Here is a 22,243-nt window from a genome sequence, read left to right on the forward strand (position 1 = left end):
AGTGGTAAGCTTTTATGATAGATTATCTCTAAAATAAACGTTTGAATACTTTCAATATTTAAAATATTCAATCCTTTATAAAAATGTAGCGTCGAAATAGAATGGCAACAGATCTTTTATGGATTTTACCTTTATTACCTCATCATTCATATTGGAAAAATAAAGATCTATATTTTCATTTTGTTTCGTTTCATATTCCAGTAAGCTCTGTCGGCATGCTCCGCAGGGAGGGATGGGTGGATTGTTTTCGGAAAATTCTTTAGGACCTCCCACCACAAAGATTTTCTTTATTTTCTCTTCAGGAAAATTGGCGGAAATCCAGAATAATGCAGTTCTTTCAGCACAAAGACCGGAAGGGAAGGCTGCGTTTTCCTGATTGTTCCCCGTAAAAATTTGTCCGTTTTCCAGTAAAACCGAACAACCTACCGAAAACTCGGAATAGGGAGAATAGGCATTTTCTCTGGCTTGTTTCGCTTTATCAAGAAGCTCTTTTTCTATATCGTCCAGTTCTCCGGCATTTTTAAAATATTCGTAACTGATCTGAAAGTCTTTTTTCATAAATTGGGAGGTAAAAAGGGGGATAAAATTAGTTCTTTTTCATAACCCGGACAAGGATATTTTACGCTCCTTATTTTGTAAATTTAGAACAAATAAATTCAATATGTTATATACTCCTATAAAATTCAGAAATGTAGAATTAAAGAATCGATGGGTAATGTCTCCAATGTGTATGTATTCCTCAGAAAACGGTCTGGCTAATGATTTTCATTTTGTCCATTACGGAAGCCGATCTCAGGGAGGTACAGGATTATTGATAGTAGAAGCGACAGGCGTGGAACCCCGCGGAAGAATTACCAATAAATGTATGGGGATCTGGAACGATACCCAGGCGGAAAACTTAAAAAAAATTGTAGATTTCGTTCATCAGAACTCTGAGAGTAAAATAGGAATTCAGCTCGCCCATGCAGGAAGAAAAGGTTCTACATGGGATAATGTGCAGATATCACTGGAAGAAGGATGGGAAACCGTTGCACCAAGTCCAGTTCCTTATAAAGAAGGAGAAAGAATTCCTCATGCACTCACCATTGATGAAATAAAAGAGACCGTACAAAACTTTAAAGATGCAGCGAAAAGAGCAGTAAAGGCCGGATTTGATGTTGTTGAAATTCATGCTGCCCACGGCTATCTGGTACACCAGTTTCTGTCCCCGCTTTCCAATATAAGAACCGATGAATACGGAGGAAGCTTTGAAAATAGAATCCGTTTTCTACTCGAAATCGTGGATGCCGTAAATGAAGAACTCAATGAGAATGTTGCATTATTTGTAAGAATTTCCGGAACGGAATATGCGGAAAACGGATGGGACGTAAAGGATAGTGTGGAGCTGGCAAAAGTACTGAAAAACCATGCGGTGGATTTGATAGATGTTTCCAGCGGTGGTAACATTCATGGGGCTAAAATTTCAGTTTTTGAAGGATACCAGGTCCCTTTTGCCCAGGAAGTGAAAAATGGAGCTGACGTAAAAACCGGAGCAGTAGGGCTGATTACCCATACGGAGCAGGCAGAAGAAATACTGAAAGAAGAACAGGCAGACCTTATTTTTGTAGCAAGAGAAATTCTCAGGAACCCATACCTGGTAGTTCAGGGGTCTTTTGAAATGAAAAAAGACTGTTTTTTCCCTCATCAGTACCTGAGAGCAAAAATTTCTTCTTAATTTTGGAAAATACAGACTGAGGAAATTGAATCATGAAAATTGAAGAATTCATGTTGTCCTGCCCCAGTAAAAAGTTCTTAGGAATAGAATGTTTTGGGTGTGGGGCACAGAGGGCTATAGTGATGGTATTTGAAGGGAGGTTTTCAGAAGCTTTCCATATGTTTCCTGCAGTATATACCTTATTACTGTTTTTATTTACAGTAGGATTAAATTTTATTGACCGGAAAAGGAGTTACGGAAACATTCTTGTTTTTTTAGCAATTATTAACTCGCTTATAATGGTAATTGCTTATTTTTACAAACATTTTTTTTAGACAAAAAATATAACTATGAATCAACAAAAATTGCCCAACGCTACAGCGGTACTTGTTTTAGGAATTGTTTCCATTGTAGGATGTTGTTGTTATGGAGTGGTAGGTATTATTACCGGTATTATCGGATTAGTCCTTTATAAAAAGGATAATGCATTATACCAGCAAAACCCGGAATTATATTCTGATTACAGCAATCTGAATACAGGTAGAATATTGTGTATTATAGGACTAGTACTCAGTGTGCTATATATAATATATATTGTCGTTATGTTGGCTGTTTTTGGTGCGGAAACCCTGTCAGATCCGGACCTGCTGCAAGAAAGACTCAGAGAATTATCAGGACAGTAATTTTTTTATACATAATGAAGACCACTAAAAAAGTGGTCTTTTTTTATGTGCTTTTCTACGATCTTATCATACATCAATGCCTATTAAAAAATTAGGTGTACTCATTTAATGTTCTCGCTCTATGAGCTTACAACTCCGGATTTTATTCGTAAATTGAGGTAAGAAATATAAATTTTAACACTATGAAAGCAGTACGTTATTTTGGACACAAGGATGTCCGTGTTGTTAATGATATGGAAATACCAAAACCTACAGGAGAAGAAGTCCTGTTGAAAATCGGAGGAGCGGGAGTCTGCCACTCGGATTTACATGTTATCGATGAAGGAACAATTACGGGAACTGTGTTTACTTTAGGTCATGAAAATGCAGGATGGATAGAAGAAGTAGGGTCGGACGTTAAAGGCTACAAAAAAGGTGATGCTGTTTTAGTTTATGGGCCATGGGGATGTGGGCATTGTAAACCTTGTCAGCAATCGAAAGAAAATTATTGTGATCATCAGTCGGAAATGGCTTTTGGTGGCGGATTAGGATTGAATGGAGGTATGGCAGAATATATGCTGGTTCCTTCGTCCCGTTTATTAGTCCCGATCTATGATTTGGATCCGGTCATTGCAGCACCTCTTACGGATGCGGCATTAACTCCTTACTCGGCAATTAAGCGTTCCCTTGACAAATTAATGTCAGACGAATATGTTGTTGTGATCGGAGTAGGAGGTCTGGGACATGTGGCTTTACAGATTTTAAGAGAGATAAGCGGGGCTACTATTATCGCATGTGATGTTACCGATGAAAAATTGGCTTTTGCAAAAGAATTGGGAGCTGCTTATACCATTAATTCCAAAGATGCGGATGCAGCAGAGCAGATTCAAAAGATTACTGGAATTAAAAAAGCAAAAGTCGTTATTGATTTTGTAGGGGCTTCCTCTACCATAGAATTAGGTTCTAAAATTGTAAGTCTGGATGGAGATCTTACTATTGTAGGATTGGGCGGTGGTCTTTATCAGTACAATATGATGGGGCTGCCTTTCGGAGTAAGAATGACAAATCCTTATTGGGGGTCCCGGGTAGAGCTTATGGAAGTGGTAGGACTGGCCAGACAGAAAAAAATCCATATCGAGATTGAAAGATATAAACTGGATGAAGCCCCCGAAGTATATGACAAACTCAGAGCAGGAAAGATAAAAGGACGAGCGGTGCTTATACCGTAAGCCTGTTTTTTCAATATGTTTTATAAGAGAAAGTCTTTTATTTATTTAAAATAAAAGACTTTCTTGTTTTTAATATGAGATTAATTCTCTTTATAATACATTATTTAACCACAAACTTTAAAGAAGAACCATCCAGTTTCAAAATATAAACCCCCTGCAAAAGCGGATTAATTCTAATTGAATTTCCTCTGCTGAACGGTTGGTCAATAGTTTGTAAAACCTTTCCGTGTAGATTGTAGATCTCTGCTTTTTTAATTCCTTCCGTATTCCCTTTTACAAATATTTCCTGGTTGGAAACAGGATTTGGATAAATCTGTAAGCGGGTAGATTCAGGTTTTAATTCATCGGTAGTAGCTATAAAGCTGCTTTGCCTGGCTGTACCGGAATAGCAGGTCCAGCTCAGATTATCAATTGCCACCCGGTTGCTTGTTGAGGTATTAACTAATGCTACCGTTACGTTTCCGGAAACATTAATATTATTAATCGTGGTGGTAGTGGCTGTTGCACTGTATGGGATGCTGCCTACAGTGACTCCGTTCACCTGAAGGTTAAACGTTCCGTTACTTCCTGAAAACTTAAGCTGGGTAGTTACCGTCAGGGAACCAATACCATTGGCTGAAGAACTTGATTGTAAAGAACCGTTTCTTACAGCAATAGCTTTATTACTGATTGTCTGATCCGTTCTGGCATCAGTGGCTGTCCAGGTGATTCCGCTGTTGGTCCAGGTGCGGGTAGTGTAGGAAGATGAAGTACCGGTAGGAATATTTTCAAAATCTTCACTTACACACCCTGTAGATGGAGTCGTGCTTCCTGATTGAGTTGTTCCCGAAACAGTGGAGCTGTTGGAAGAACTGTTGCCCGCCGCATCTTTGGCAACGACATAGAAATTATAAGTTGTTGCAGCACTTAGTCCTGTAATAGAAGCAGAGGTGGAGCTTACCGTAGACTTAAGGCTTCCGTTCATGTATACCACATAAGAAGTAACACCTACATTATCCGTTGCAGCGTTCCAGCTTAGGTTTATGCTGCTGGAAGAAGATCCGGTCACACTTAATCCCGTTACGGTAGTGGGAGCCTGGGCATCCGTGGAAGGTTGTTGGGAACCCCAGATAAGATCCACATAATTAGGATTATCAATAAAAGGGTTTCTGTTTCCCTGATACGTGTAGGAAGCATTATTTCTGTTAATTTCTGCCTGGGAAACGGGATCCTGATTATGCCATGCAAGAAGGGTGTTGAGTTCCCAGGTCTGAAGTCCGGGATAAGCGGTTCCGCCTAACATGTTTCCGGAGGAGAAAGTGGACAGTTTACTTTCATAACGGGTTACAAAATAAAAGATCATACGGGCTATATCACCCTTAAATTCATCAATAGGTTCAAAGACAGTCCCCGAATAACCGGATGAAGTTGAGTTTCCTAATTTCGATCCGTTTTGTGAAGTATATGAAGCGCTGCCTACTTTTCCAAAAGGGTAATTGCTTCTCATTCCGTTTACTTTTCCATCTGTTGCACGGATAAAATTAACATCGGAAACCATAGGAGCAGCTTCACTGAATAAGCTTTGAGGAATAACATGTTCCCTGTTGTAGCAGTTGCCTTCTACGGAATAAGTTCCGCATTGGTTGGTTCCGGGACTGTATTTATAAGGATCGGTACCTGAAGGGTTTTCAGAATAGATATCCAGAATAGAGCCGTCATTTTCATAATTCTTATCTATATCCGTTGTTTTAAAGGCGGTCCAGAGTCCACTGTAACCCTTATCTTGATGCCCGTTGGTAATAATTGAACTTAAAGCAGTTTTCAGGGATGCTCCCGTAAGACCGTTAGCAGAGGAATAATAGCCCGTAGGCGCCTGAGCGTTGGCAAGAGATGCCATGGCCAGGAAAAGGATGATTTTTTTCATATTAATTAAATTTTCAGGTGGTAAGATTACTCTATTTTTTACAATAGAAAATTACATAAATATTAATTTTAATCATAACCTTTTAAAATAAAAAATCCGGTCCAACTATTTGAACCGGAGTATTTCCTATAAAGTGAAAGTATTTATTTTCTTTGAGGAGGATAATTAGCCATGATTTCAGCTAATATCTCCGGAATCTGTCTCTGTTTAGCTCTGGGAGAATCCACGGAAATTCCGCTTCCTATCCCTTGCCATACCAGCTTATTGGTATTGGCATCAATAAGATCTACGATAATTGCGCCTTCATTATAATTGCTGGACCATGTTCTGCTCATTCCTACACCCCATCCGAAAGGGCCTCCCCATCCATACATTCCATAAGGTGAGGTGGTATTTATGTCCGTAATTTTTTTATGGTTGGCTTTTACATTTACGATAAGATCAGGATTTTCTCCGGATGAAAGCCCTTTGCTTTGTAATTGCTTGGATAATTCGTTTAAAACTCTGTCTTTATCAATGTCGTTCAGTTTAAGATCATCAATTCTTAATTTATATGTTTTATAAGAATTAAAATTAGCAGTATCAGCATAATCTGAACGTACCTGAAAAGGGCTACAGGAAGTTAGTCCCAACGTAGCGGCGGCTAACAAAATAAAAATATATTTTTTCATTTTTATTTATTTTTTTTTATTGTTTTTGATGAAAGTATCTGTCTTTTTATCATATCCATACGGACAATGCCTACAACCGCTTTTACAGCAGTAACCCCTCTTTAAATGAAACTTTTCCGTGAAAACCTTATATCCCTGTTCGTTATAGTAAAAGTCCTCATTCTCTTTGATTGGTAAGTGGGTCATAGGTTAAATCTTAAACAAAAATTTTATATTTGTTATTATGATAATTGTGTGCCAAATATTTCTCAAAAATACAAAAATTAACGGCATTACGCTTTTTCCTTTTATTTTCTTAAGAAATTCTGAAGATAGAAAGAATAAAGTATTGATCAATCATGAGAAAATTCATCTTCGCCAGCAGCTGGAATTATTAGTGGTTTTCTTCTATATTGCTTATCTTGCAGAATATTATTATTGGTTATTCAGGTTAAAAGATCACTACAAAGCTTATCGCTCAATTTCTTTTGAAAGAGAAGCTTATACAAAGGAAAATGACCTCAGATACCTTAAAAAAAGAAAAATGTGGAGCTTTTGGAAGTATTACTCCCGATAAAATGACAGCGATAAAATGTTTTTGAAAATTCCATCTCAGCCTATTCCCATACAGAAAATTCCTCTGGATAAGGATATTGCTCTTTTTATCAAGAGAGAAGACCTCATTCACCCTTTAATATCCGGAAATAAATACTGGAAACTCTTTCACAACATCAATACCTATATTGACAGGAAACCGGAAAAACCTTTTGTTATAACTTTCGGAGGGGCTTTTTCCAATCATATCGCTGCCGTGGCAGCATTAGGGAAGCTGGCAGGCATTTCAACCCTCGGAATTATAAGGGGAGAAGAGTTAATCAGTAAATGGAAAGAGAATCCTACACTCTCCTTTGCTTCCAAAAACCGGATGAATCTCAAATTCATTACCCGAGAAGAATATAGAAACAAAGAAAAGCTGACCGAATTTTTGCAGGAGGAATTTCCCGATGCTTTGATCGTGCCGGAAGGCGGAACCAATGCGGATGCAGTAGAAGGAGTGAAAATGATGCTGAACGATGAAACAAAAGATTTTGACTATCTTTGCACCGCCGTAGGAACAGGAGGAACACTTGCGGGAATTTCCAGGCATTGTGAAGACTATCAGAAAGTTATCGGAATAAAAGCAGTAGAAGATTCCTCGCTGGAAAATAGAATCTCAGGATTAACTTTAAAGAAGAACTTTAATCTAATAAATTCGGATTTGGGTGGATACGGGAAAATAAAAGATGAAAATATTCTTTTTATCAATGATTTTAAAGAGAAGTATGATATTCCCCTCGATCCCATTTATACCGGGAAAATGATGCAGAAGGTGTTTCAGCTGATTGAAGAAGGATATTTTCCTGAAAAAAGCAGAATATTGTGTTTTCATACCGGAGGACTCCAAGGTATAGAAGGGGCGAATAAGCTTTTAAGAGAACAAAAGAGAAAAATAATTATATAAGTAAAATTGAAAAACATGAAAAGACTTTTTTTGCTCACAAGCCTTTTAGTTTTATCAAAATTTTCAGCTCAGACTTGGGCTACAGAAGATCAGTATATTCAAAAATTTGCTCAGTATGCGGTAGAAGAAATGGAAAAATATAAAATTCCGGCTTCTATCACATTAGCTCAGGGACTTCTCGAAACAGGAGGAGGGCAGAGCAGGTTGGCCCAGCAGGGGAACAATCACTTTGGGATCAAATGTAAAGAAGACTGGACGGGAAAAACAATGAAGCATACGGATGACGCTCCAAACGAATGTTTTCGTGTGTATGATGATCCCCGTCAATCCTATGAAGATCATTCCATATTCTTAGCGACAAGAAAATATTATACGAATCTTTTCAAGCTGGATATGAAAGATTACAGAGCCTGGGCTCATGGTCTTAAAAAAGCCGGTTATGCAACCAATCCACGCTATGCATCCATTCTTATCGGAAAAATTGAGAAATACAGGTTATATGAATTTGATAATACCAATACCAATGAAGTATTATATGCAGTTCTTAAAATGTATCCCGATCTCAAGGACGACAGAGCTTTTATGGCCAAGCTGGAACCCGCTAAACAAACAAAAAAAGAGCCCGTAACCGTTACGGTCCCTTATAAGCAGACCTCTTATGCCCAGCAACAGAAAAGGGTAGAGAAAATTAAATCAAAAGCCGAATCCCTGAATTCCATGTTGGTGAAAAATCATCCGAACCAGGGATTAAAATATGTGGTGATTTCTGAAGATACGAATGTGAGGTTTATTGCCAATAAATTTAAGGTAAGCGAAAGCAAGCTGATGAAATGGAATGAGCTGAGCAATACTTCCTTAAAGAAAAATGATATTATTTTCCTTGAATCTAAAAATTCTACGGGAAATACCGCCACTTATAAAGCGGAAGCAGGAGAAAATATGCATGATATTGCCCAGAAATTCGGGATAAAGCTTCATAAGCTGTATGCCAAAAACAGGATGAATGAAGGAGAAAATCCATTAGCAGGGCAATTGATCTATCTGATTGATAAAAAACCAAGAAATTAATAATATAAAATAAATAAAAGTGCGCCGGAAGGCGCATTTGTTTAAGGTGATATGAGATACCAAAGAAGTTCGGCTTTATTTGATGAAGCCTATCAATACATTCCGGGAGGAGTGAACTCCCCGGTTCGGGCATTTAAATCAGTAGGTGGGGTTCCCGTATTTATGAAATCAGCAAAAGGAGCCTATCTTACAGACGAAGATAATAATACCTATATAGATTATATCAATTCCTGGGGACCTGCTATTTTAGGACATACCCATCCTGAAGTCCTCGAAGAACTGAAAATCCAGGCAGAAAAAGGGTTCTCTTTTGGAGCTCCCACTGAGCTGGAAACAGAAATAGCTAAGCTTATTGTAGAAAATGTTCCTCATATAGACCAGATCAGAATGGTGTCTTCAGGAACAGAGGCTTGTATGAGTGCGATCAGGCTGGCAAGAGGATACACGGGAAGAGATAAAATAATAAAATTTGAAGGATGCTACCACGGGCATTCCGATTCATTCTTAATAAAAGCAGGAAGCGGAGCGGCCACATTTGGAAATCCGAATTCTCCGGGAGTTACCCAGGGAACAGCAAAAGATACACTTCTGGCCCGCTATAATGATGCAGAGCAGGTGGAAGATCTTTTCCGTCACAATCAGGGAGAAATTGCAGCTGTGATTATTGAACCGGTAGCCGGAAATATGGGTTGTGTGCTTCCTGAAAATGATTTTTTACAAAACCTGAGAAGAATCTGTGACGAAAATGGGGCATTACTCATTTTTGACGAGGTAATGACCGGTTTCAGACTGGCCTTCGGAGGGGCTCAGGAGACATTTGGCATTAAAGCGGACCTAGTAACTTATGGAAAAGTAATCGGAGGAGGACTTCCGGTAGGTGCTTTTGCAGGAAGAAATGAGATCATGGATCATTTGGCTCCGAAAGGAGGTGTTTATCAGGCTGGAACGTTAAGTGGAAATCCTTTAGCCATGAGAGCAGGTTTAAAAACGCTTCAGATCATTAAAAATGATGCGGATTTTTTCAATAGGATCAATAAAACAGCGGAAACTTTAGATTTTGAAATAGGAAAAATTTTAAATGAAAAAGGAATTGCCCATAAGATCAATAGAAAAGGTTCTATGATGTCCATATTTTTCCATACCAACAGGGTTTCTGACTTTGATGAGGCTCAGCAAGCCAACCATGCCCTGTTTAATAATTTTTTCCACCAGATGCTGACGCAGGGAATTTATCTTCCACCAAGCGGATATGAAACGTATTTTATCAGTGATGCGATAAAGGATAAAGAAATTGATAGGACATTGGAAGCAGTAAGAAAATTTGAATATTCCTAAAAATATTTAAAGATAAAAGAAACCGGATAAAGCAGTAAGTTTTATCCGGTTTTTTATAAGACAGCAGTTTAGAAGCAATTTCAATAAATGATACAGAAATTGTTATAAAACATACAATAGGGTTCCTAAGGCTTGTTCCTAATTTTGTAGAAAGAGCTATTATGAATACTTTAAACTCAATATCACGTAAAGACTTCCTTAAAAATTCCGCTTTGGCCATGGCCGGATTAACTTTAGTTCCGGTGATGATATCAGCTGAAACCGGAGATCACCGGGAATTTTCGTCCTTAAATAAAAAGCAGATGTTTAAAAATGTCCGTCTCGAAACAGGCTTCCAATATGAAGAAGGAGAAGTAACCAGAACTCAAACCGATTTATTCTGTGTAGAAATTGAAAATGGAAAAATAAGCCAGATACTTCCCAATGATTTAGCTACTCAAGCAATAGATACCAAAGGGTTATTAATGCTTCCGGCCTTTAAAGATATGCATATTCATCTGGATAAAACATGGTATGGGGACCGGTGGCAGGCGGTGAGGAAAAGATCCGGAGGAGTCAAGGGAATGATAGCCCTCGAGCAGGAAATCCTTCCGGAGATGTTGAAAAACTCCACCATGAAAGCTGAGAAAATGATTGAATTGCTTCAATCCAAAGGAACCGGTTTTGCACGTAGTCATGTGAATATAGAACCTACCTCAAAATTAAATTCGTTAAAAAATCTCCAGAAAGCTTTACAAAATAAAAAATCGGGTTTTGAGGCTGAGCTGGTAGCTTTTCCCCAGCATGGTGTTTTTTATACGGATTCTGCTTCCTATTTAAAAGAAGCGGCACAGATGGATATAGATTTTATCGGAGGACTTGATCCTTATACCGTGGATGGTGCAATTGAAAAGACAATTGATTTTACGGTACAGCTAGCTTTAGATAACGGGAAAGGCATTGATATCCATTTGCATGAGACAGGGGAATCCGGACTTAAAACAGTGGAATACCTGATTGAAAAAGTAAATGAAAACCCTTCATTAAAAGGAAAGACCTATTTGAGCCATTGCTTTGTGCTGGGAAAATTGGATAAGACCAAACAGGAAGAGATAGCAGAAAAACTTGGAAATGCGAGGATAGGGATTATTTCCACCATCCCTTTTGGAAACCTGGTAATGCCTATTCCTGTTTTATACAAACATCATGTGAATGTAATGACGGGAAATGACAGTATTGTTGATCATTGGAATACGTTTGGGACGGGTAGTGTTCTTCAGAAAGCTAATTTGATGGCCCAGCTTTATGGGTATTCCACCGAGTTGATGCTTTCCCGAAGCTTAAAGCTGGCTACGGCCAACATTCTTCCTTTGGATGATCAGGGAAAACAACAATGGCCGAAATCCGGTGATGAGGCAAGTTTTGTGTTGGTAAATGCCAGCTGTTCAGCAGAAGCGGTTTCCCGCATATCAGCAGTAGAATCATTAATTCATAAAGGAAATATGGTATTTTAAAACGGATCTCTATTTATTCTCCTGGAAATTATTTATTTTAGGATATTAATAATGAGAATATGAATGAACCGTCAGATTATTTTCCGGTGTTAGGCATCCATGAATTTGCTGAACAATCCCCGGTAGGTTGTAATCTTCTGTTTAATGATCTCAGTGGAGAACGGTCAATTGAAAGTCCGCATAAACATGATTTCTTTATTATTAATCTTTTTGAAAAAGGAAAAGGAACCCATTATATAGACTTTGTAAAATATGCAGTAGAAGACCATCAGGTACATTTGATTTTTCCCGACCAGGTTCATCAATGGGAGATTGAAAAGGAAACCGTAGGCTATCAGCTTATGATCAGCCGGGAATGGTTTGAAAGCTTTTTACCTTCACTCAGGTTTTCAGCCTCTTATTATCATATTCATCCTGTTTTTACGGTAAGTGAAGAAAATTATAAGCAGTTATTACATGAATTTCAGTGTATTCAGGACGAATTAAGTAAAGACCCTGTTTTCTGGAAGCTCATTCAAACAAGAAGTGAATTGATAGGCTTATTAATAAGCCGGTCGGTGGAAGGAGCTTTTAAAGATGTGGAGGTATATAATTCCAATCCGGTACTATCCAGATTCTTTTCCTTGATTGATAAATACTTTAAAGAAGAGCGTTCTGTTTCATTTTATGCCGGAGAACTTACCATTTCTGCTAATTATCTTAATATCATCTGCCAAAAGAATCTTCATGTATCCGCTTCTTCCCTTATTCAGGACAGGATATTACTGGAAGCAAAACGACTGCTGAAGGTTTCGGAAATGTCTGTAAAAGATATTGTATACGAACTTGGTTTTTATGATCATGCCAGCTTTTCTAAATTCTTTAAGGCACAAACCGGAATGACACCTTCCCAGTTTAAAGAACAGCAATAATCTGTACAACATACCGGATAATCTGTACACTCCTTTTAATGGAAAGGACTGTAGTTTTGTATAAAATAATTATAATATGAAATTTCCTTATACTCTCCTTACATCGGGAGATTATACCTTAAAGAATGTACGTCTGGAAACAGGATTTGAATATGATGATCAAGATGTTGTGAGAACCAAAACCGATTTATTCTGTGTGGAAATTGTAAAAGGCCACATACGGGGAGTTACCGAAAATAAAATCTCTGCTAATGCTATTGATGCCAAAGGATTACTTATGCTGCCTTCCTTTAAGGATATGCATATTCATCTGGATAAAACATTGTATGGATTACCGTGGCAGGCACTTTCGCCTAAAAGAAACTCCGTAAAGTATATGATTGCCTATGAGCAGGAAATTATACCCCGGCTTTTGGAAACTTCCATAGAAAGGGCGGAACAGCTTATAAGTCTGTTGCAGAATTATGGGACTACTTATGCTAGAACTCATTTTAATGTTGATCCCACTTCAGGACTTACTTCATTAGAGCATTTGGAACAGGCTCTTCAGAATAAAGAAAACTCATTTAAGGCTGAGTTGGTTGCTTTCCCTCAGCATGGTTTATTCTACACCGATTCCGCCCCTTTAATGAAAGAAGCAGCACAGCTGAAAAAGGTAGGGTTTATTGGAGGTCTGGATCCTTACAGTATTGACGGAAGTATTGAAAAACCTATTGATTTCACTGTTGAGCTGGCTTTGGAATATGATAAAGGTATTGATATCCATTTACATGAAATAGGTAAGTCAGGAATGAAGACCATTAATTATCTTATCGATAAAGTAATGGAGAACTCACGGCTTCAGGGCAAAACATTTATAAGTCATGCCTTTGCATTAGGGCATCTTACGGATCGGGAAACGGAAGAGATAGCAGAAAAACTGGCAGCATCAAAAATTGGGATTGCTTCATCGGTACCGTTCAGGGGAACCATAATGCCTATACCTTTACTTAGGAAATATGGAGTAGAGGTTGTTATCGGAAATGATAATGTACAGGATTACTGGAGTACTTTCGGAACAGGAAATATGCTTCAGAAGGCTCATCTTATTGCCGAGCTATATGGTTATGAAACAGAATATGATCTTTCCCGTACGTTGGCATTTGCAACACAAAATATACTACCCCTGGATGAGCAGGGAGGCCGGCAATGGCCTAAGACCGGAGATGTGGCGGACATGGTTTTAGTTGAAGCCTCTTGTTCTGCGGAGGCGGTTTCAAGAATGTCTTCTATAAAGGCCTTGATGAATAACGGAAAACTTTTTTGGAAGAATAATGATTCATTTTAACGGAAAAGCCGGCTTTAGAAAACTTTCTAAAGCCGGCTTTATATATTATATCAAATGTTATTCAGATATTTTTACTCTTTTGGTGGTTCCGTTTTCGTATTGCAGATAGTAGTTTCCTCTTCCGTAATCATTTGCTATACTTTTCTGTATATCTTGCTTTTCATTTATAGGTTTTAAAAGAATAGTTGACTCTATGGTTGTAAAGAGCTGGTAGCTGACTGCGATTAAAAGTTTGACGTAAATGTCATCAGTAAGATGAAAATTAAGATAGGTTCCATTTTTGTGTTTTTAGTATTGTTATAATTGTAAAGAAAATGAAAACTATTTTTAATCATATTAATATAAAGTGAAATAAATATTAAATAAAATTACCGCCTAAAAATTAAGTAGACGGTAATTTTATTTGATATGAAGAAACTAATTACTTTTTATTGTAAAGCTGCTAAAAGATTGGTTCCATCCACTGTAGCCCAAGCTCCAGGTGTTAGAGAAACTTTTGTAACAGTGGTAGCATTGGTAAATGTTTTTCCTCCGTTAGGGCTATAAGCATATCCCCAAACTCCTGCATTATCTGAATTTAAATAGTTAACAGGGCTGACACTTATCTTACCGGTATTAACCTGGCTGGTTTCTGTAGCGGCATCTTGAATAAGAACTGAATACGCTTTTTGGCTTCCTATATTCTTATATCCACTAATGTATACATTGGAAAATATTCCTGTACCATGCTTTTTAAACTGGATGGCAGATATCTCCGGAGAATTTGCTGATTCAGGATTAGTATTGGTGTCCCGGATTAAAGTAATGTTGGAAATTTTTGGAGCTACATTATCCGCATTTCCGGAAGCTTCGATTTCCATCCCAAAGTTTCCTGTTCCGGTCTGAAATGCATACCAGTTTGTATTGTTTTGGCCACTCCAGGCATCCTGCCAGTCAAAAGAATCATCAAAATTTCCGTAAGAGATAATATTTTTTGCGCTTACTGTTCCTCCGAAAAATTCATAACCGTCATCAGTTCCTTTGTAGGTAACAAGGTTTTCTAATGTAGTTCCGGCTCCTACAGCATAGAAGGTCATTGAGTTTGTTTCAGAAGTTCCGTCCCCAATTTTTTTACCGGCATATTCTACACGTACAAATTTCATCGTTCCTGAATTTGAATTAGGATCTGTTCCTCCGTAATATACATTATTTCCATCTTCAGAAAGAGCTTGTGTATTGCCGTTTACAGCTTTTATAGGGGCGTTTCCATATAATGTAATACCACCCCAGTCTCCTGGTGTTTTGGTGGAAGTTGTAAATACAATAGGTTCGGATGCAGTACCTGTCGCATTTATTTTGCCATCCTGAAGGATAACCAATCCACTGGTTTTAGTGGTGACTACATTAAAAGTAGCTCCGGCTTCAATAGTAATGGTCGCGTTATTTGTGATTTTTACGATTCCATCTAATGTATAGGTTCCCTTTTTTATAAGGATATCTTTTGTAATAGTTCCGGATAATGTTCCGCTGCCGCTTAATACGCTTTCTGTAGTTCCGGGTGTAGTAACCGTAGTTCCTTCACCTAAACCATCATTGACGTCAATAGTACATGAATTCAATACTAATGTTAATGCGGCTGTTAAGGATAATAATGATAAAACTCTCTTTTTCATTTTATTACTTTATTTTTAATTTTAATTTTTAGAATGTATAGCCTACGGTAAAATTGAATGTTACACCTCTATAATAGTCCGTAAGTGTAAAATTGTTCTCTTCCAGATTGGTTGGAGTATAATTTTTGTCTCCTAATAAAATTCTGTATTGGCTATCCAGAATATTTTGTACGCCAAATTTGATATTCCAGTTTTTTGTTAATTGATTTTGGTAAATGAGATCCAGTTGGTGGAATGGTTTTTCATAGTAATTATCTGTACCGCCACCACCGGTTGCATAGATTTTATTTCCTGAAACGTTATAAACAAGAGATACCGTTTGCGAAAGGTTGCTTCTGTTTTTGAACTCGTATTTTAAATCAGCATTGATAGTGTACGGGGCAGCACCTTGTAAGCCTCTTTTCCGTAACTTTTCTCCCGTAGTTGCAAACCAGTAGGGCTGTTCCATTTTTAATTGCTCATCACTTCTTTCTACTTTTGAATACATAAAAGTAGCGTTAGCTCCCAGAGTAAAGTTATTGAGTGACTCAGTAATTCTGTTTAGGTTTAAAATACCTTCTAATTCTATTCCTAATAAATCTGCTTTTTTAGCATTAAAAAAAGTAATAGTGGATCCTGTTGCATTACCTGAAGCTACTAAAGAACGCTCTATAGCATTATTAATTCTTTTTGCAAAGAGATTTACGCTCACCATTTCTTTATTGGTAGGATAGTATTCCCATTTTAAATCAAAATTGTAGTTTTCACTGTTTTTAATATTAGGGTTACCCACAATATTTACATTATCAGGATTAATGTAAGTGATAGGCATCGTTTCAATAAGAATAGGACGTGTTACAGTCTTACTGAATGAGAACCTTAAATTATTTTGATTATTAAGAGCTTTTTTTATGGATAATGATGGTAAGAAGAAATTTTTATTTTTATCAATATTGGTTTTTCTGTCAGCACTCTGCTCTGAATATCGGATAAGAGTCATATCATTCTCATATCTTGCTCCTAATAAAATATCCCACGAATCATCAGGTTTTATATTGATGTTAGCATATCCTCCATTGATAATCTGATAAAAGCTTGAAAAAAACTGGGAAATATCAGACCCTTCCTGATAAAAAAGATCCCCATTTCTTATGGATGAATCAAATGTATTTTGTGGAGTATCTACATTAAGAACAAAAGGAGATAAACTTGGATTTGATGTACGTCCGAATATGAATCTGTATGAAGTTTTTCTGAAATCGCTAAATCCGTTATATCCTAATGCTATCTGTATAGGAAAGCTTTTTCTATCCCCTTTCTCTCCCAATGATAATTGATATTCGGCATAAGCGGAGCCATAAAACCGGGAATCAACATCCAGGTACTGGCGGATCAGGTTATTACCACCATACCTCATTTGAAGGTAACCTTCCGGAAGCAGCTCCCCTGTGGATGGGTCGATTCTGTTTCCTTCCATAATTTTACGGTCCGGCTGACTGTAATTATTAAGAACATAGCTGATGCCTCCTTTTATCTGATTTCTCTCATTTATTTTCTGAGAGGCTGATAACTGTAAATCCAGGAACTTGGAAATATCCAGCTGATTGGTTCTGAAAAAACCTGAGTTTTTATTCTGGGTTTGCTGGTCTTTATATCCGAAATTATCTTCAATAATATTATCAGAGTTTTGAAGATAGATAGCATTAAAATTAATATTTGTACCTCTGTTTTTATAGGCCAGACCCAACAAGGCTGAAGATTCTGTTTCGTAATTATACTGTTTACGATTCAGAAAGTTCATATTAACAATTGATTCTTTATCTAACGTTCTGTATTGATTATTAGCTCCTTCTTTATATTCGTATTTAGTCGCCTGGTTTAATGAGAAAAGTATTCCTAAACTTCCGGTTTCGCCCGTTTTTAATTTCTGTGCGGTGGTAAATCCGATATTAGTATTAGGCATTGATTTGACATTATCTACATTCCAGGAATCTTTAAATGAATTGGATTCTGCAGGCGTGAATATATAGTTATTAGGTCTTGAGTTTCTTATTTGGCTAGGCAGCCTTCTGTTTCTTGAATTTAATCCTAAATAACCATTGATACCTTCTGCTCCTTCAGCCAGTTTAAAATTGTCCCGAAAAGTACTTAATGTATTTACGCCAATTCCAAATTCAACCTTTGAGAAAGGCTTGTCAATAGTTAATGTCTCAATATCAAAGGTGGCGCCGGCAAAATCCCCATAGAGATTAGAGTTAAAAGTTTTGTATATATTAAGTTTTCCTACAACATCGGTGGGAAACTGCTTTAAGGCAATGATTTTTTGAAACGGATTGTTGGAGGGAGATCCAAGTCCATTGATTAATAGGTAATTGTATCTTTCTTCTAAACCTCTTACAAAAAGCCCCCTTCCTTCTACAGTGGTGATACCGGTTACTTTTGTAAGACCTTGTTCTACGTTGGAGATTCCTTTTCGGGAAATTTCTTCAGCACTTACAGCCTGCTTTTGAATGATCGCTTTCTTTTGCTCTACTAAAACTGCAGTTTCTGTTTTTTTATTATTACTTCCCTGAATCACTACACCTTCAATATTCTTTTCCTTCTTTATCGTATCCTGCTTCGATTCCTGAGCATAAAATACTGAACCGGATAAAAATAAGACGGCGATACTAAGTTTATTAAATTTCATTATTTACTTACTTTATTTATGGATTCTTTCGCTGCAAAGGAATAAAAGATATACGGTGTAAGTGGTTTAGTGAAATTTAAATTTTCCTTAACTAAGTATTAACAAAAGAACTTATTTGTTAACTTTATGTGAATGATATAGACTTTATTAATCTGTCATTCAAAAATTGTTAACTTTGACTCAGTAAAAAATAAAGATGAACCAAAAGAAAATCCTCCTAATCGACGATGAATTGGATATTTTAGAGATTCTTTCTTATAATTTGGAAAAAGAAGGGTATAATATCTATACAGCTACCAATGGCAACGAAGGAATTGAAAAAGCAAAAGAAATCATTCCTGATCTTATTTTATTAGATGTTATGATGCCTGAAAAAGATGGGATTGAGACTTGCCAGGAATTACGTAAAATAAAAGAACTTCAGAAAACGCTTATCGTTTTCCTCTCCGCAAGAAGCGAAGAATTTTCCCAGCTGGCAGGATTCCAGGCGGGAGCGAATGATTATATAGTTAAGCTGATAAAGCCGAAGATCCTTATTTCCAAAGTGAATGCCTTATTACAGCTTACTTCCCAGGTAGCGGATAATGCAAAGCTTATTGAAATCGGAGACCTGGTGATCGATAAAGATAATTTCAGGGTTTCTAAAAGCGGTCAGCAGTTTTTGCTTCCTAAAAAGGAATTTGATTTACTTTACCTTCTCGCTTCCAATACGGAAAAAGTATTCAAAAGAGAAGAAATTCTGGAAAAAGTATGGGGTAATGATGTTATTGTAGGAGAAAGAACCATCGATGTCCATATCAGAAGATTGAGAGAGAAATTAGGAATTAATACCATTCAGACATTAAAAGGAATAGGATATAAACTTATTGTGTAATTTTATTCTTTTAAATACCAACCCAAAATAGTGTAAAATTGAGATTTTACAGACTTACCCTTGTTACCTCAAGTCTACTGACTTTGGTAATGTTTCTTTTAGTAATCATTTTTGATTCACTAGAGGATATCTATTATCGGACCCCGTTCTTTAAAATAGGCCTATTTATATGCGTGGTCCTTATATTCATCATCAATTGTGTGGTTCTTGAATTGCTTTTCAATTACTATGGAAAAAAGCAGGTCCGGAGGATTTCTGATCTTCTTCCGGAAGAAATTGTTCACAAAGATGAAGAGAACATCACCATTAAAGAATTGGGAGAAAGGTTTTCCGATCTTAATCAGCAGAAAGTTTCTCAGATTGATATGATGAAGGAAATGGAAAGCTATCGTAAAGAATACATAGGAAATGTATCGCATGAGCTTAAGACTCCTCTATTTTCCATTCAGGGGTATGTGGAAACTTTAAGGGAAGGCGGAATAGATAACCTGGCCATCAGGGACAAATATCTCGAAAGAATAGGCATTTCCGTAGAAAGACTAATAGCTATTGTAACCGACCTTGATATGATTAACAGGCTCGAGGCGGGTGAGATTAACCTGAACTTATCCAAATTTGATGTTAACCTTTTGATCCGGGAGATTTTTGACCTGCTCGATCTTGAAGCGGTGAAAAACAATACCACATTACAGATACAGACCTTACATCCTCAGATATTTGTAAATGCCGATAAACAGAAGATTTCCCAGGTATTTATCAATTTAATCTCCAATGCTATTCATTATGCCAACCGGCAGGAAGCGAAAGTTATTGTAAAAACCAGCGTTTTGAAAAATAAGGTGCTGATAGAAGTAATTGATAACGGAATGGGGATAAAACCCGAAATACTACCCAGGATTTTTGAAAGATTTTATAGAGTGGAAACCAGCCGAAGCAGAAGGGAAGGAGGATCCGGATTGGGGCTTGCTATTGTGAAGCATATCCTGGAAGCACATAATGAAAACATTACGGTGGAAAGTGTATATTTAGAAGGAACCAAATTCAGTTTTATGCTCGAAAAAGTGAATAATTCCGGCAAAATTTAAGAAAAAAAAATAATTTAAAAAATCATTAAATATTTTTTTGTGAAATGTCATTTATTATATATTTGCAACAGAGATTTATCGTAATAATAAAGGCAAAAAAGTAATTGAGATATTGATATGGTTTACAAAATCCGTGTAATATTAGACGCAAAAGAAAATATTTTTCGTGACGTTGAAATTAAAGCAAAACAAACGCTGTGGAACCTACATCTAGGGATTAAAAGTGCGTTCAGTCTTCAGGGAGATGAACTTTCTACTTTTAATTTATTAGAGGAAGACGGTACCATGGTTAAAAGTGTTCCGCTGGAGGATATGAGTGATGACGGAGATGGAGAAATCATGTCAGACGTTTACATAGACGAAGCATTTGAAAGTGTGGGAGATAAAGCACAGTTTCAGTACGGTCTTCTTGATTTATGGGAATTTTTCTGTGAATTAATTGAAGTTATAGATGAGAAAAAAGGAGTGAACTATCCGATCACGGTTTACCGATTTGGAAATGTTCCTTTGAAAGCTCCTAGTAAAAGCGGAAACAGCGGAGGATCAAAAGGTAAAAAGTCCATGCCTCTGATCGATGATTTCAGTTTTGATGATGATTTTAACAGCCCGGGAAACTTTGCAGATGAAGATGATAATTATGAAGATGAAGAAGAAGATGACTATAACGATGATATCTTCGATGACGAAGATGACAGCGAAGAAGTATAAAAAAAATTTGAAGCCCTGATTTTTCAGGGTTTTTTTATGCAGGATACTTTACAATCCTTATTTTTGTTAAAATTTGAGGAATGAAGCGATTGATATTATTAGCCGTACTGGGACTGGGAATACTTTCCTGTACGACTCAGAAAACAAATAAAGCAACTATGGACCTACCAAAAGAGTGGAAGCATACCACGAATATTTATGAAGTAAATGTAAGGCAGTATACCGAAGAAGGAACCTTTAAAGCATTTGAAAAAGAAATGCCGCGCCTTAAAATGATGGGAGTGAAAACATTGTGGTTTATGCCTATTACTCCAATTGCCCAGCAGAATAAGAAAGGAAGTCTTGGAAGCCCTTATGCGGCCGCAGATTACACTTCCATTAATCCTGAATTCGGAACGCTTGATGATTTCAAGCATATGGTGAATGAAGCCCACAGATTAGGCTTTAAAGTCATTATAGACTGGGTAGCCAATCATACGGGCTGGGATCATATATGGACGAAGACACACCCTGAGTTTTACCTTAAAGATCCGGACGGAAAATTCCATATTGCATCGGGAATGGATGATATCATCGAGCTTGATTATAAAAATCCTGAAATGAGAAAAGCCATGATTGATGCCATGAAGTTTTGGGTAAGAGAAACCCATATTGACGGCTTCAGATGCGACCTTGCATCCTGGGTGGAAGTTGATTTCTGGGAGCAGGCACGTCCTGAGGTGGAAACTTTAAAACCGCTATTCTGGCTTGGAGAATATGACGAGCTGGAAAATCCTGAATACGGAAAAGTATTTGACGCCAGTTATTCATGGAAATGGATGCATCTTTCCGAAGATTACTATAAGAAAAACCTTCCGTTACAGGATCTTAAAGATCTGCTGGTAAAATATTCCAATATAGGCGATAATTCAATGAGAGCTTGGTTTACCACCAATCATGATGAAAATTCGTGGAATGGCACCGAATATGAAAAGTATGGAGACATCACAAAACCTATGATTGTATTTTCGGCAACCTGGAATGGAGTTCCTCTTTTGTATTCGGGGCAGGAGCTTCCAAATATGAAAAGACTGGAATTTTTTGAAAAAGATGCCATTGCCTGGAACAGCAGCTATCAGATGGCGGATTTCTATAAAAAGCTGTTAGATTTAAAATCTTCGAACCCAGCTCTCAGAGGAGGAGATTCCGCTGTTACCACTTACCTTTTGAATACAACAGCCAATGATAAAATTCTGGCTTATGTAAGAAAAAATGGTAAAGATGAAGTGCTGGTAGTATTGAATATGTCTAAAGAACCTGTGAACTTCAGTATTCAGGATGAACATCTGTCAGGAACGTTTAAAAATGTTTTTGACGGAATGAAAAGAGACTTCAGTACCCATAAAGACTTTAATTTCAAGGTATCCGATTTTGTGGTATTTGAAAAATAAACCTAAAGATTCCTTTCATAGAAATAGAAAACGGACTATTGTCCGTTTTTTTAT

General features: G+C 37.1%; 21 protein-coding genes. 15 read left to right on the top strand and 6 right to left on the bottom strand.

All coding sequences use genetic code 11. The features are described from left to right. Positions 1 to 75: 75 nt before the first annotated feature. Positions 76 to 558 (bottom strand): cytidine deaminase, encoded by a 483-nt coding sequence (cdd, locus tag ABJ974_RS04610; protein WP_419870213.1) that lies wholly within the window; start codon positions 556 to 558, stop codon positions 76 to 78. A gap of 103 nt (positions 559 to 661) precedes the next feature. Between cdd and namA the strand changes: the two genes are divergently transcribed. The 4 genes from namA to ABJ974_RS04630 all read left to right on the top strand — a co-directional run bounded on the left by namA (position 662) and on the right by ABJ974_RS04630 (position 3,584). After that, positions 662 to 1,714 carry an NADPH dehydrogenase NamA gene (namA, locus tag ABJ974_RS04615; RefSeq protein WP_419870214.1) on the top strand — a complete coding sequence of 351 codons (1,053 nt, stop codon included), beginning with the start codon at positions 662 to 664 and terminating at the stop codon, positions 1,712 to 1,714. A 32-nt stretch (positions 1,715 to 1,746) separates the two neighbouring features. Then, the gene (locus tag ABJ974_RS04620; RefSeq protein WP_419870215.1) at positions 1,747 to 2,028 is read left to right on the top strand and encodes a DUF2752 domain-containing protein; all 282 of its coding nucleotides are present in this window, start codon (positions 1,747 to 1,749) and stop codon (positions 2,026 to 2,028) included. A gap of 15 nt (positions 2,029 to 2,043) precedes the next feature. Then, positions 2,044 to 2,376: a CCC motif membrane protein gene (locus ABJ974_RS04625; RefSeq protein ID WP_419870216.1), complete on the top strand. Its 333-nt coding sequence runs from the start codon at positions 2,044 to 2,046 to the stop codon at positions 2,374 to 2,376. Between the two features lie 182 nt (positions 2,377 to 2,558). Then, complete coding sequence (locus ABJ974_RS04630) at positions 2,559 to 3,584, top strand: NAD(P)-dependent alcohol dehydrogenase (protein ID WP_419870217.1); 1,026 nt, start codon at positions 2,559 to 2,561, stop codon at positions 3,582 to 3,584. 100 nt (positions 3,585 to 3,684) lie between these two features. On the opposite strand, the gene ABJ974_RS04635 is transcribed toward ABJ974_RS04630, so the two are convergent. The 3 genes from ABJ974_RS04635 to ABJ974_RS04645 form a co-directional block, all read right to left on the bottom strand. Next, on the bottom strand, positions 3,685 to 5,487 hold the full coding sequence (locus tag ABJ974_RS04635) for an endonuclease (RefSeq protein ID WP_419870218.1): 1,803 nt from the start codon (positions 5,485 to 5,487) through the stop codon (positions 3,685 to 3,687). Positions 5,488 to 5,630: 143 nt separating this feature from the next. After that, positions 5,631 to 6,158, bottom strand: a complete 528-nt coding sequence (locus ABJ974_RS04640) for a DUF4136 domain-containing protein (RefSeq protein WP_419870219.1) — start codon at positions 6,156 to 6,158, stop codon at positions 5,631 to 5,633. 6 nt (positions 6,159 to 6,164) lie between these two features. Continuing rightward, positions 6,165 to 6,344, bottom strand: a complete 180-nt coding sequence (locus ABJ974_RS04645; RefSeq protein WP_419870220.1) for a DUF5522 domain-containing protein — start codon at positions 6,342 to 6,344, stop codon at positions 6,165 to 6,167. Positions 6,345 to 6,381: 37 nt separating this feature from the next. On the opposite strand from ABJ974_RS04645, the gene ABJ974_RS04650 reads away from it, so the two are divergent. From ABJ974_RS04650 to ABJ974_RS04680, 7 genes are all read left to right on the top strand, one after another. After that, the gene (locus ABJ974_RS04650; protein ID WP_419870221.1) at positions 6,382 to 6,714 is read left to right on the top strand and encodes a hypothetical protein; all 333 of its coding nucleotides are present in this window, start codon (positions 6,382 to 6,384) and stop codon (positions 6,712 to 6,714) included. 15 nt (positions 6,715 to 6,729) lie between these two features. Next, positions 6,730 to 7,638, top strand: a complete 909-nt coding sequence (locus ABJ974_RS04655) for a 1-aminocyclopropane-1-carboxylate deaminase/D-cysteine desulfhydrase (RefSeq protein ID WP_419870222.1) — start codon at positions 6,730 to 6,732, stop codon at positions 7,636 to 7,638. A gap of 15 nt (positions 7,639 to 7,653) precedes the next feature. Further along, positions 7,654 to 8,706 (top strand): glucosaminidase domain-containing protein, encoded by a 1,053-nt coding sequence (locus ABJ974_RS04660; protein WP_419870223.1) that lies wholly within the window; start codon positions 7,654 to 7,656, stop codon positions 8,704 to 8,706. A gap of 51 nt (positions 8,707 to 8,757) precedes the next feature. Then, positions 8,758 to 10,041, top strand: coding sequence for a glutamate-1-semialdehyde 2,1-aminomutase (gene hemL / locus ABJ974_RS04665; RefSeq protein WP_419870224.1), 1,284 nt, complete (start codon positions 8,758 to 8,760; stop codon positions 10,039 to 10,041). 161 nt (positions 10,042 to 10,202) lie between these two features. Further along, a complete protein-coding gene (locus ABJ974_RS04670) occupies positions 10,203 to 11,534 on the top strand; it encodes an amidohydrolase (protein WP_419870225.1) in 1,332 nt (443 codons plus the stop codon). 59 nt (positions 11,535 to 11,593) lie between these two features. After that, complete coding sequence (locus ABJ974_RS04675; RefSeq protein ID WP_419870226.1) at positions 11,594 to 12,445, top strand: AraC family transcriptional regulator; 852 nt, start codon at positions 11,594 to 11,596, stop codon at positions 12,443 to 12,445. 76 nt (positions 12,446 to 12,521) lie between these two features. After that, positions 12,522 to 13,772: an amidohydrolase gene (locus tag ABJ974_RS04680; RefSeq protein ID WP_419870227.1), complete on the top strand. Its 1,251-nt coding sequence runs from the start codon at positions 12,522 to 12,524 to the stop codon at positions 13,770 to 13,772. Positions 13,773 to 14,200: 428 nt separating this feature from the next. Here ABJ974_RS04680 and ABJ974_RS04685 read toward each other — a convergent pair whose 3' ends face one another. Beyond that, entirely contained in the window at positions 14,201 to 15,424 is a 1,224-nt protein-coding gene (locus ABJ974_RS04685) for a hypothetical protein (protein ID WP_419870228.1), read from the bottom strand. A 28-nt stretch (positions 15,425 to 15,452) separates the two neighbouring features. Then, on the bottom strand, positions 15,453 to 18,092 hold the full coding sequence (locus ABJ974_RS04690; RefSeq protein ID WP_419870229.1) for an outer membrane beta-barrel protein: 2,640 nt from the start codon (positions 18,090 to 18,092) through the stop codon (positions 15,453 to 15,455). Positions 18,093 to 18,288: 196 nt separating this feature from the next. On the opposite strand from ABJ974_RS04690, the gene ABJ974_RS04695 reads away from it, so the two are divergent. The 4 genes from ABJ974_RS04695 (at position 18,289) to ABJ974_RS04710 (ending at position 22,189) form a co-directional block, all read left to right on the top strand. Beyond that, the gene (locus tag ABJ974_RS04695; protein WP_292010456.1) at positions 18,289 to 18,966 is read left to right on the top strand and encodes a response regulator transcription factor; all 678 of its coding nucleotides are present in this window, start codon (positions 18,289 to 18,291) and stop codon (positions 18,964 to 18,966) included. 38 nt (positions 18,967 to 19,004) lie between these two features. Then, positions 19,005 to 20,051, top strand: coding sequence for a sensor histidine kinase (locus ABJ974_RS04700; protein ID WP_419870230.1), 1,047 nt, complete (start codon positions 19,005 to 19,007; stop codon positions 20,049 to 20,051). Between the two features lie 117 nt (positions 20,052 to 20,168). After that, entirely contained in the window at positions 20,169 to 20,759 is a 591-nt protein-coding gene (locus tag ABJ974_RS04705; protein WP_419870231.1) for an IS1096 element passenger TnpR family protein, read from the top strand. Positions 20,760 to 20,839: 80 nt separating this feature from the next. Beyond that, positions 20,840 to 22,189, top strand: coding sequence for an alpha-amylase family glycosyl hydrolase (locus ABJ974_RS04710; RefSeq protein ID WP_419870232.1), 1,350 nt, complete (start codon positions 20,840 to 20,842; stop codon positions 22,187 to 22,189). The last annotated feature ends 54 nt before the right edge of the window (positions 22,190 to 22,243 follow it).

It is taken from the genome of Chryseobacterium sp. CT-SW4, from assembly GCF_048572715.1.
In the GTDB taxonomy this organism is placed as follows: Bacteria; Bacteroidota; Bacteroidia; order Flavobacteriales; family Weeksellaceae; genus Chryseobacterium.

What these genes read in the sequence shown, in the direction of transcription:
- cdd (WP_419870213.1), bottom strand. Translation starts at nt 558, where the DNA reads ATGAAAAAAGACTTTCAGATCAGTTACGAATATTTTAAAAATGCCGGA.
- namA (WP_419870214.1), top strand. Translation starts at nt 662, where the DNA reads ATGTTATATACTCCTATAAAATTCAGAAATGTAGAATTAAAGAATCGA.
- ABJ974_RS04620 (WP_419870215.1), top strand. Translation starts at nt 1,747, where the DNA reads ATGAAAATTGAAGAATTCATGTTGTCCTGCCCCAGTAAAAAGTTCTTA.
- ABJ974_RS04625 (WP_419870216.1), top strand. Translation starts at nt 2,044, where the DNA reads ATGAATCAACAAAAATTGCCCAACGCTACAGCGGTACTTGTTTTAGGA.
- ABJ974_RS04630 (WP_419870217.1), top strand. Translation starts at nt 2,559, where the DNA reads ATGAAAGCAGTACGTTATTTTGGACACAAGGATGTCCGTGTTGTTAAT.
- ABJ974_RS04635 (WP_419870218.1), bottom strand. Translation starts at nt 5,487, where the DNA reads ATGAAAAAAATCATCCTTTTCCTGGCCATGGCATCTCTTGCCAACGCT.
- ABJ974_RS04640 (WP_419870219.1), bottom strand. Translation starts at nt 6,158, where the DNA reads ATGAAAAAATATATTTTTATTTTGTTAGCCGCCGCTACGTTGGGACTA.
- ABJ974_RS04645 (WP_419870220.1), bottom strand. Translation starts at nt 6,344, where the DNA reads ATGACCCACTTACCAATCAAAGAGAATGAGGACTTTTACTATAACGAA.
- ABJ974_RS04650 (WP_419870221.1), top strand. Translation starts at nt 6,382, where the DNA reads ATGATAATTGTGTGCCAAATATTTCTCAAAAATACAAAAATTAACGGC.
- ABJ974_RS04655 (WP_419870222.1), top strand. Translation starts at nt 6,730, where the DNA reads ATGTTTTTGAAAATTCCATCTCAGCCTATTCCCATACAGAAAATTCCT.
- ABJ974_RS04660 (WP_419870223.1), top strand. Translation starts at nt 7,654, where the DNA reads ATGAAAAGACTTTTTTTGCTCACAAGCCTTTTAGTTTTATCAAAATTT.
- hemL (WP_419870224.1), top strand. Translation starts at nt 8,758, where the DNA reads ATGAGATACCAAAGAAGTTCGGCTTTATTTGATGAAGCCTATCAATAC.
- ABJ974_RS04670 (WP_419870225.1), top strand. Translation starts at nt 10,203, where the DNA reads ATGAATACTTTAAACTCAATATCACGTAAAGACTTCCTTAAAAATTCC.
- ABJ974_RS04675 (WP_419870226.1), top strand. Translation starts at nt 11,594, where the DNA reads ATGAATGAACCGTCAGATTATTTTCCGGTGTTAGGCATCCATGAATTT.
- ABJ974_RS04680 (WP_419870227.1), top strand. Translation starts at nt 12,522, where the DNA reads ATGAAATTTCCTTATACTCTCCTTACATCGGGAGATTATACCTTAAAG.
- ABJ974_RS04685 (WP_419870228.1), bottom strand. Translation starts at nt 15,424, where the DNA reads ATGAAAAAGAGAGTTTTATCATTATTATCCTTAACAGCCGCATTAACA.
- ABJ974_RS04690 (WP_419870229.1), bottom strand. Translation starts at nt 18,092, where the DNA reads ATGAAATTTAATAAACTTAGTATCGCCGTCTTATTTTTATCCGGTTCA.
- ABJ974_RS04695 (WP_292010456.1), top strand. Translation starts at nt 18,289, where the DNA reads ATGAACCAAAAGAAAATCCTCCTAATCGACGATGAATTGGATATTTTA.
- ABJ974_RS04705 (WP_419870231.1), top strand. Translation starts at nt 20,169, where the DNA reads ATGGTTTACAAAATCCGTGTAATATTAGACGCAAAAGAAAATATTTTT.
- ABJ974_RS04710 (WP_419870232.1), top strand. Translation starts at nt 20,840, where the DNA reads ATGAAGCGATTGATATTATTAGCCGTACTGGGACTGGGAATACTTTCC.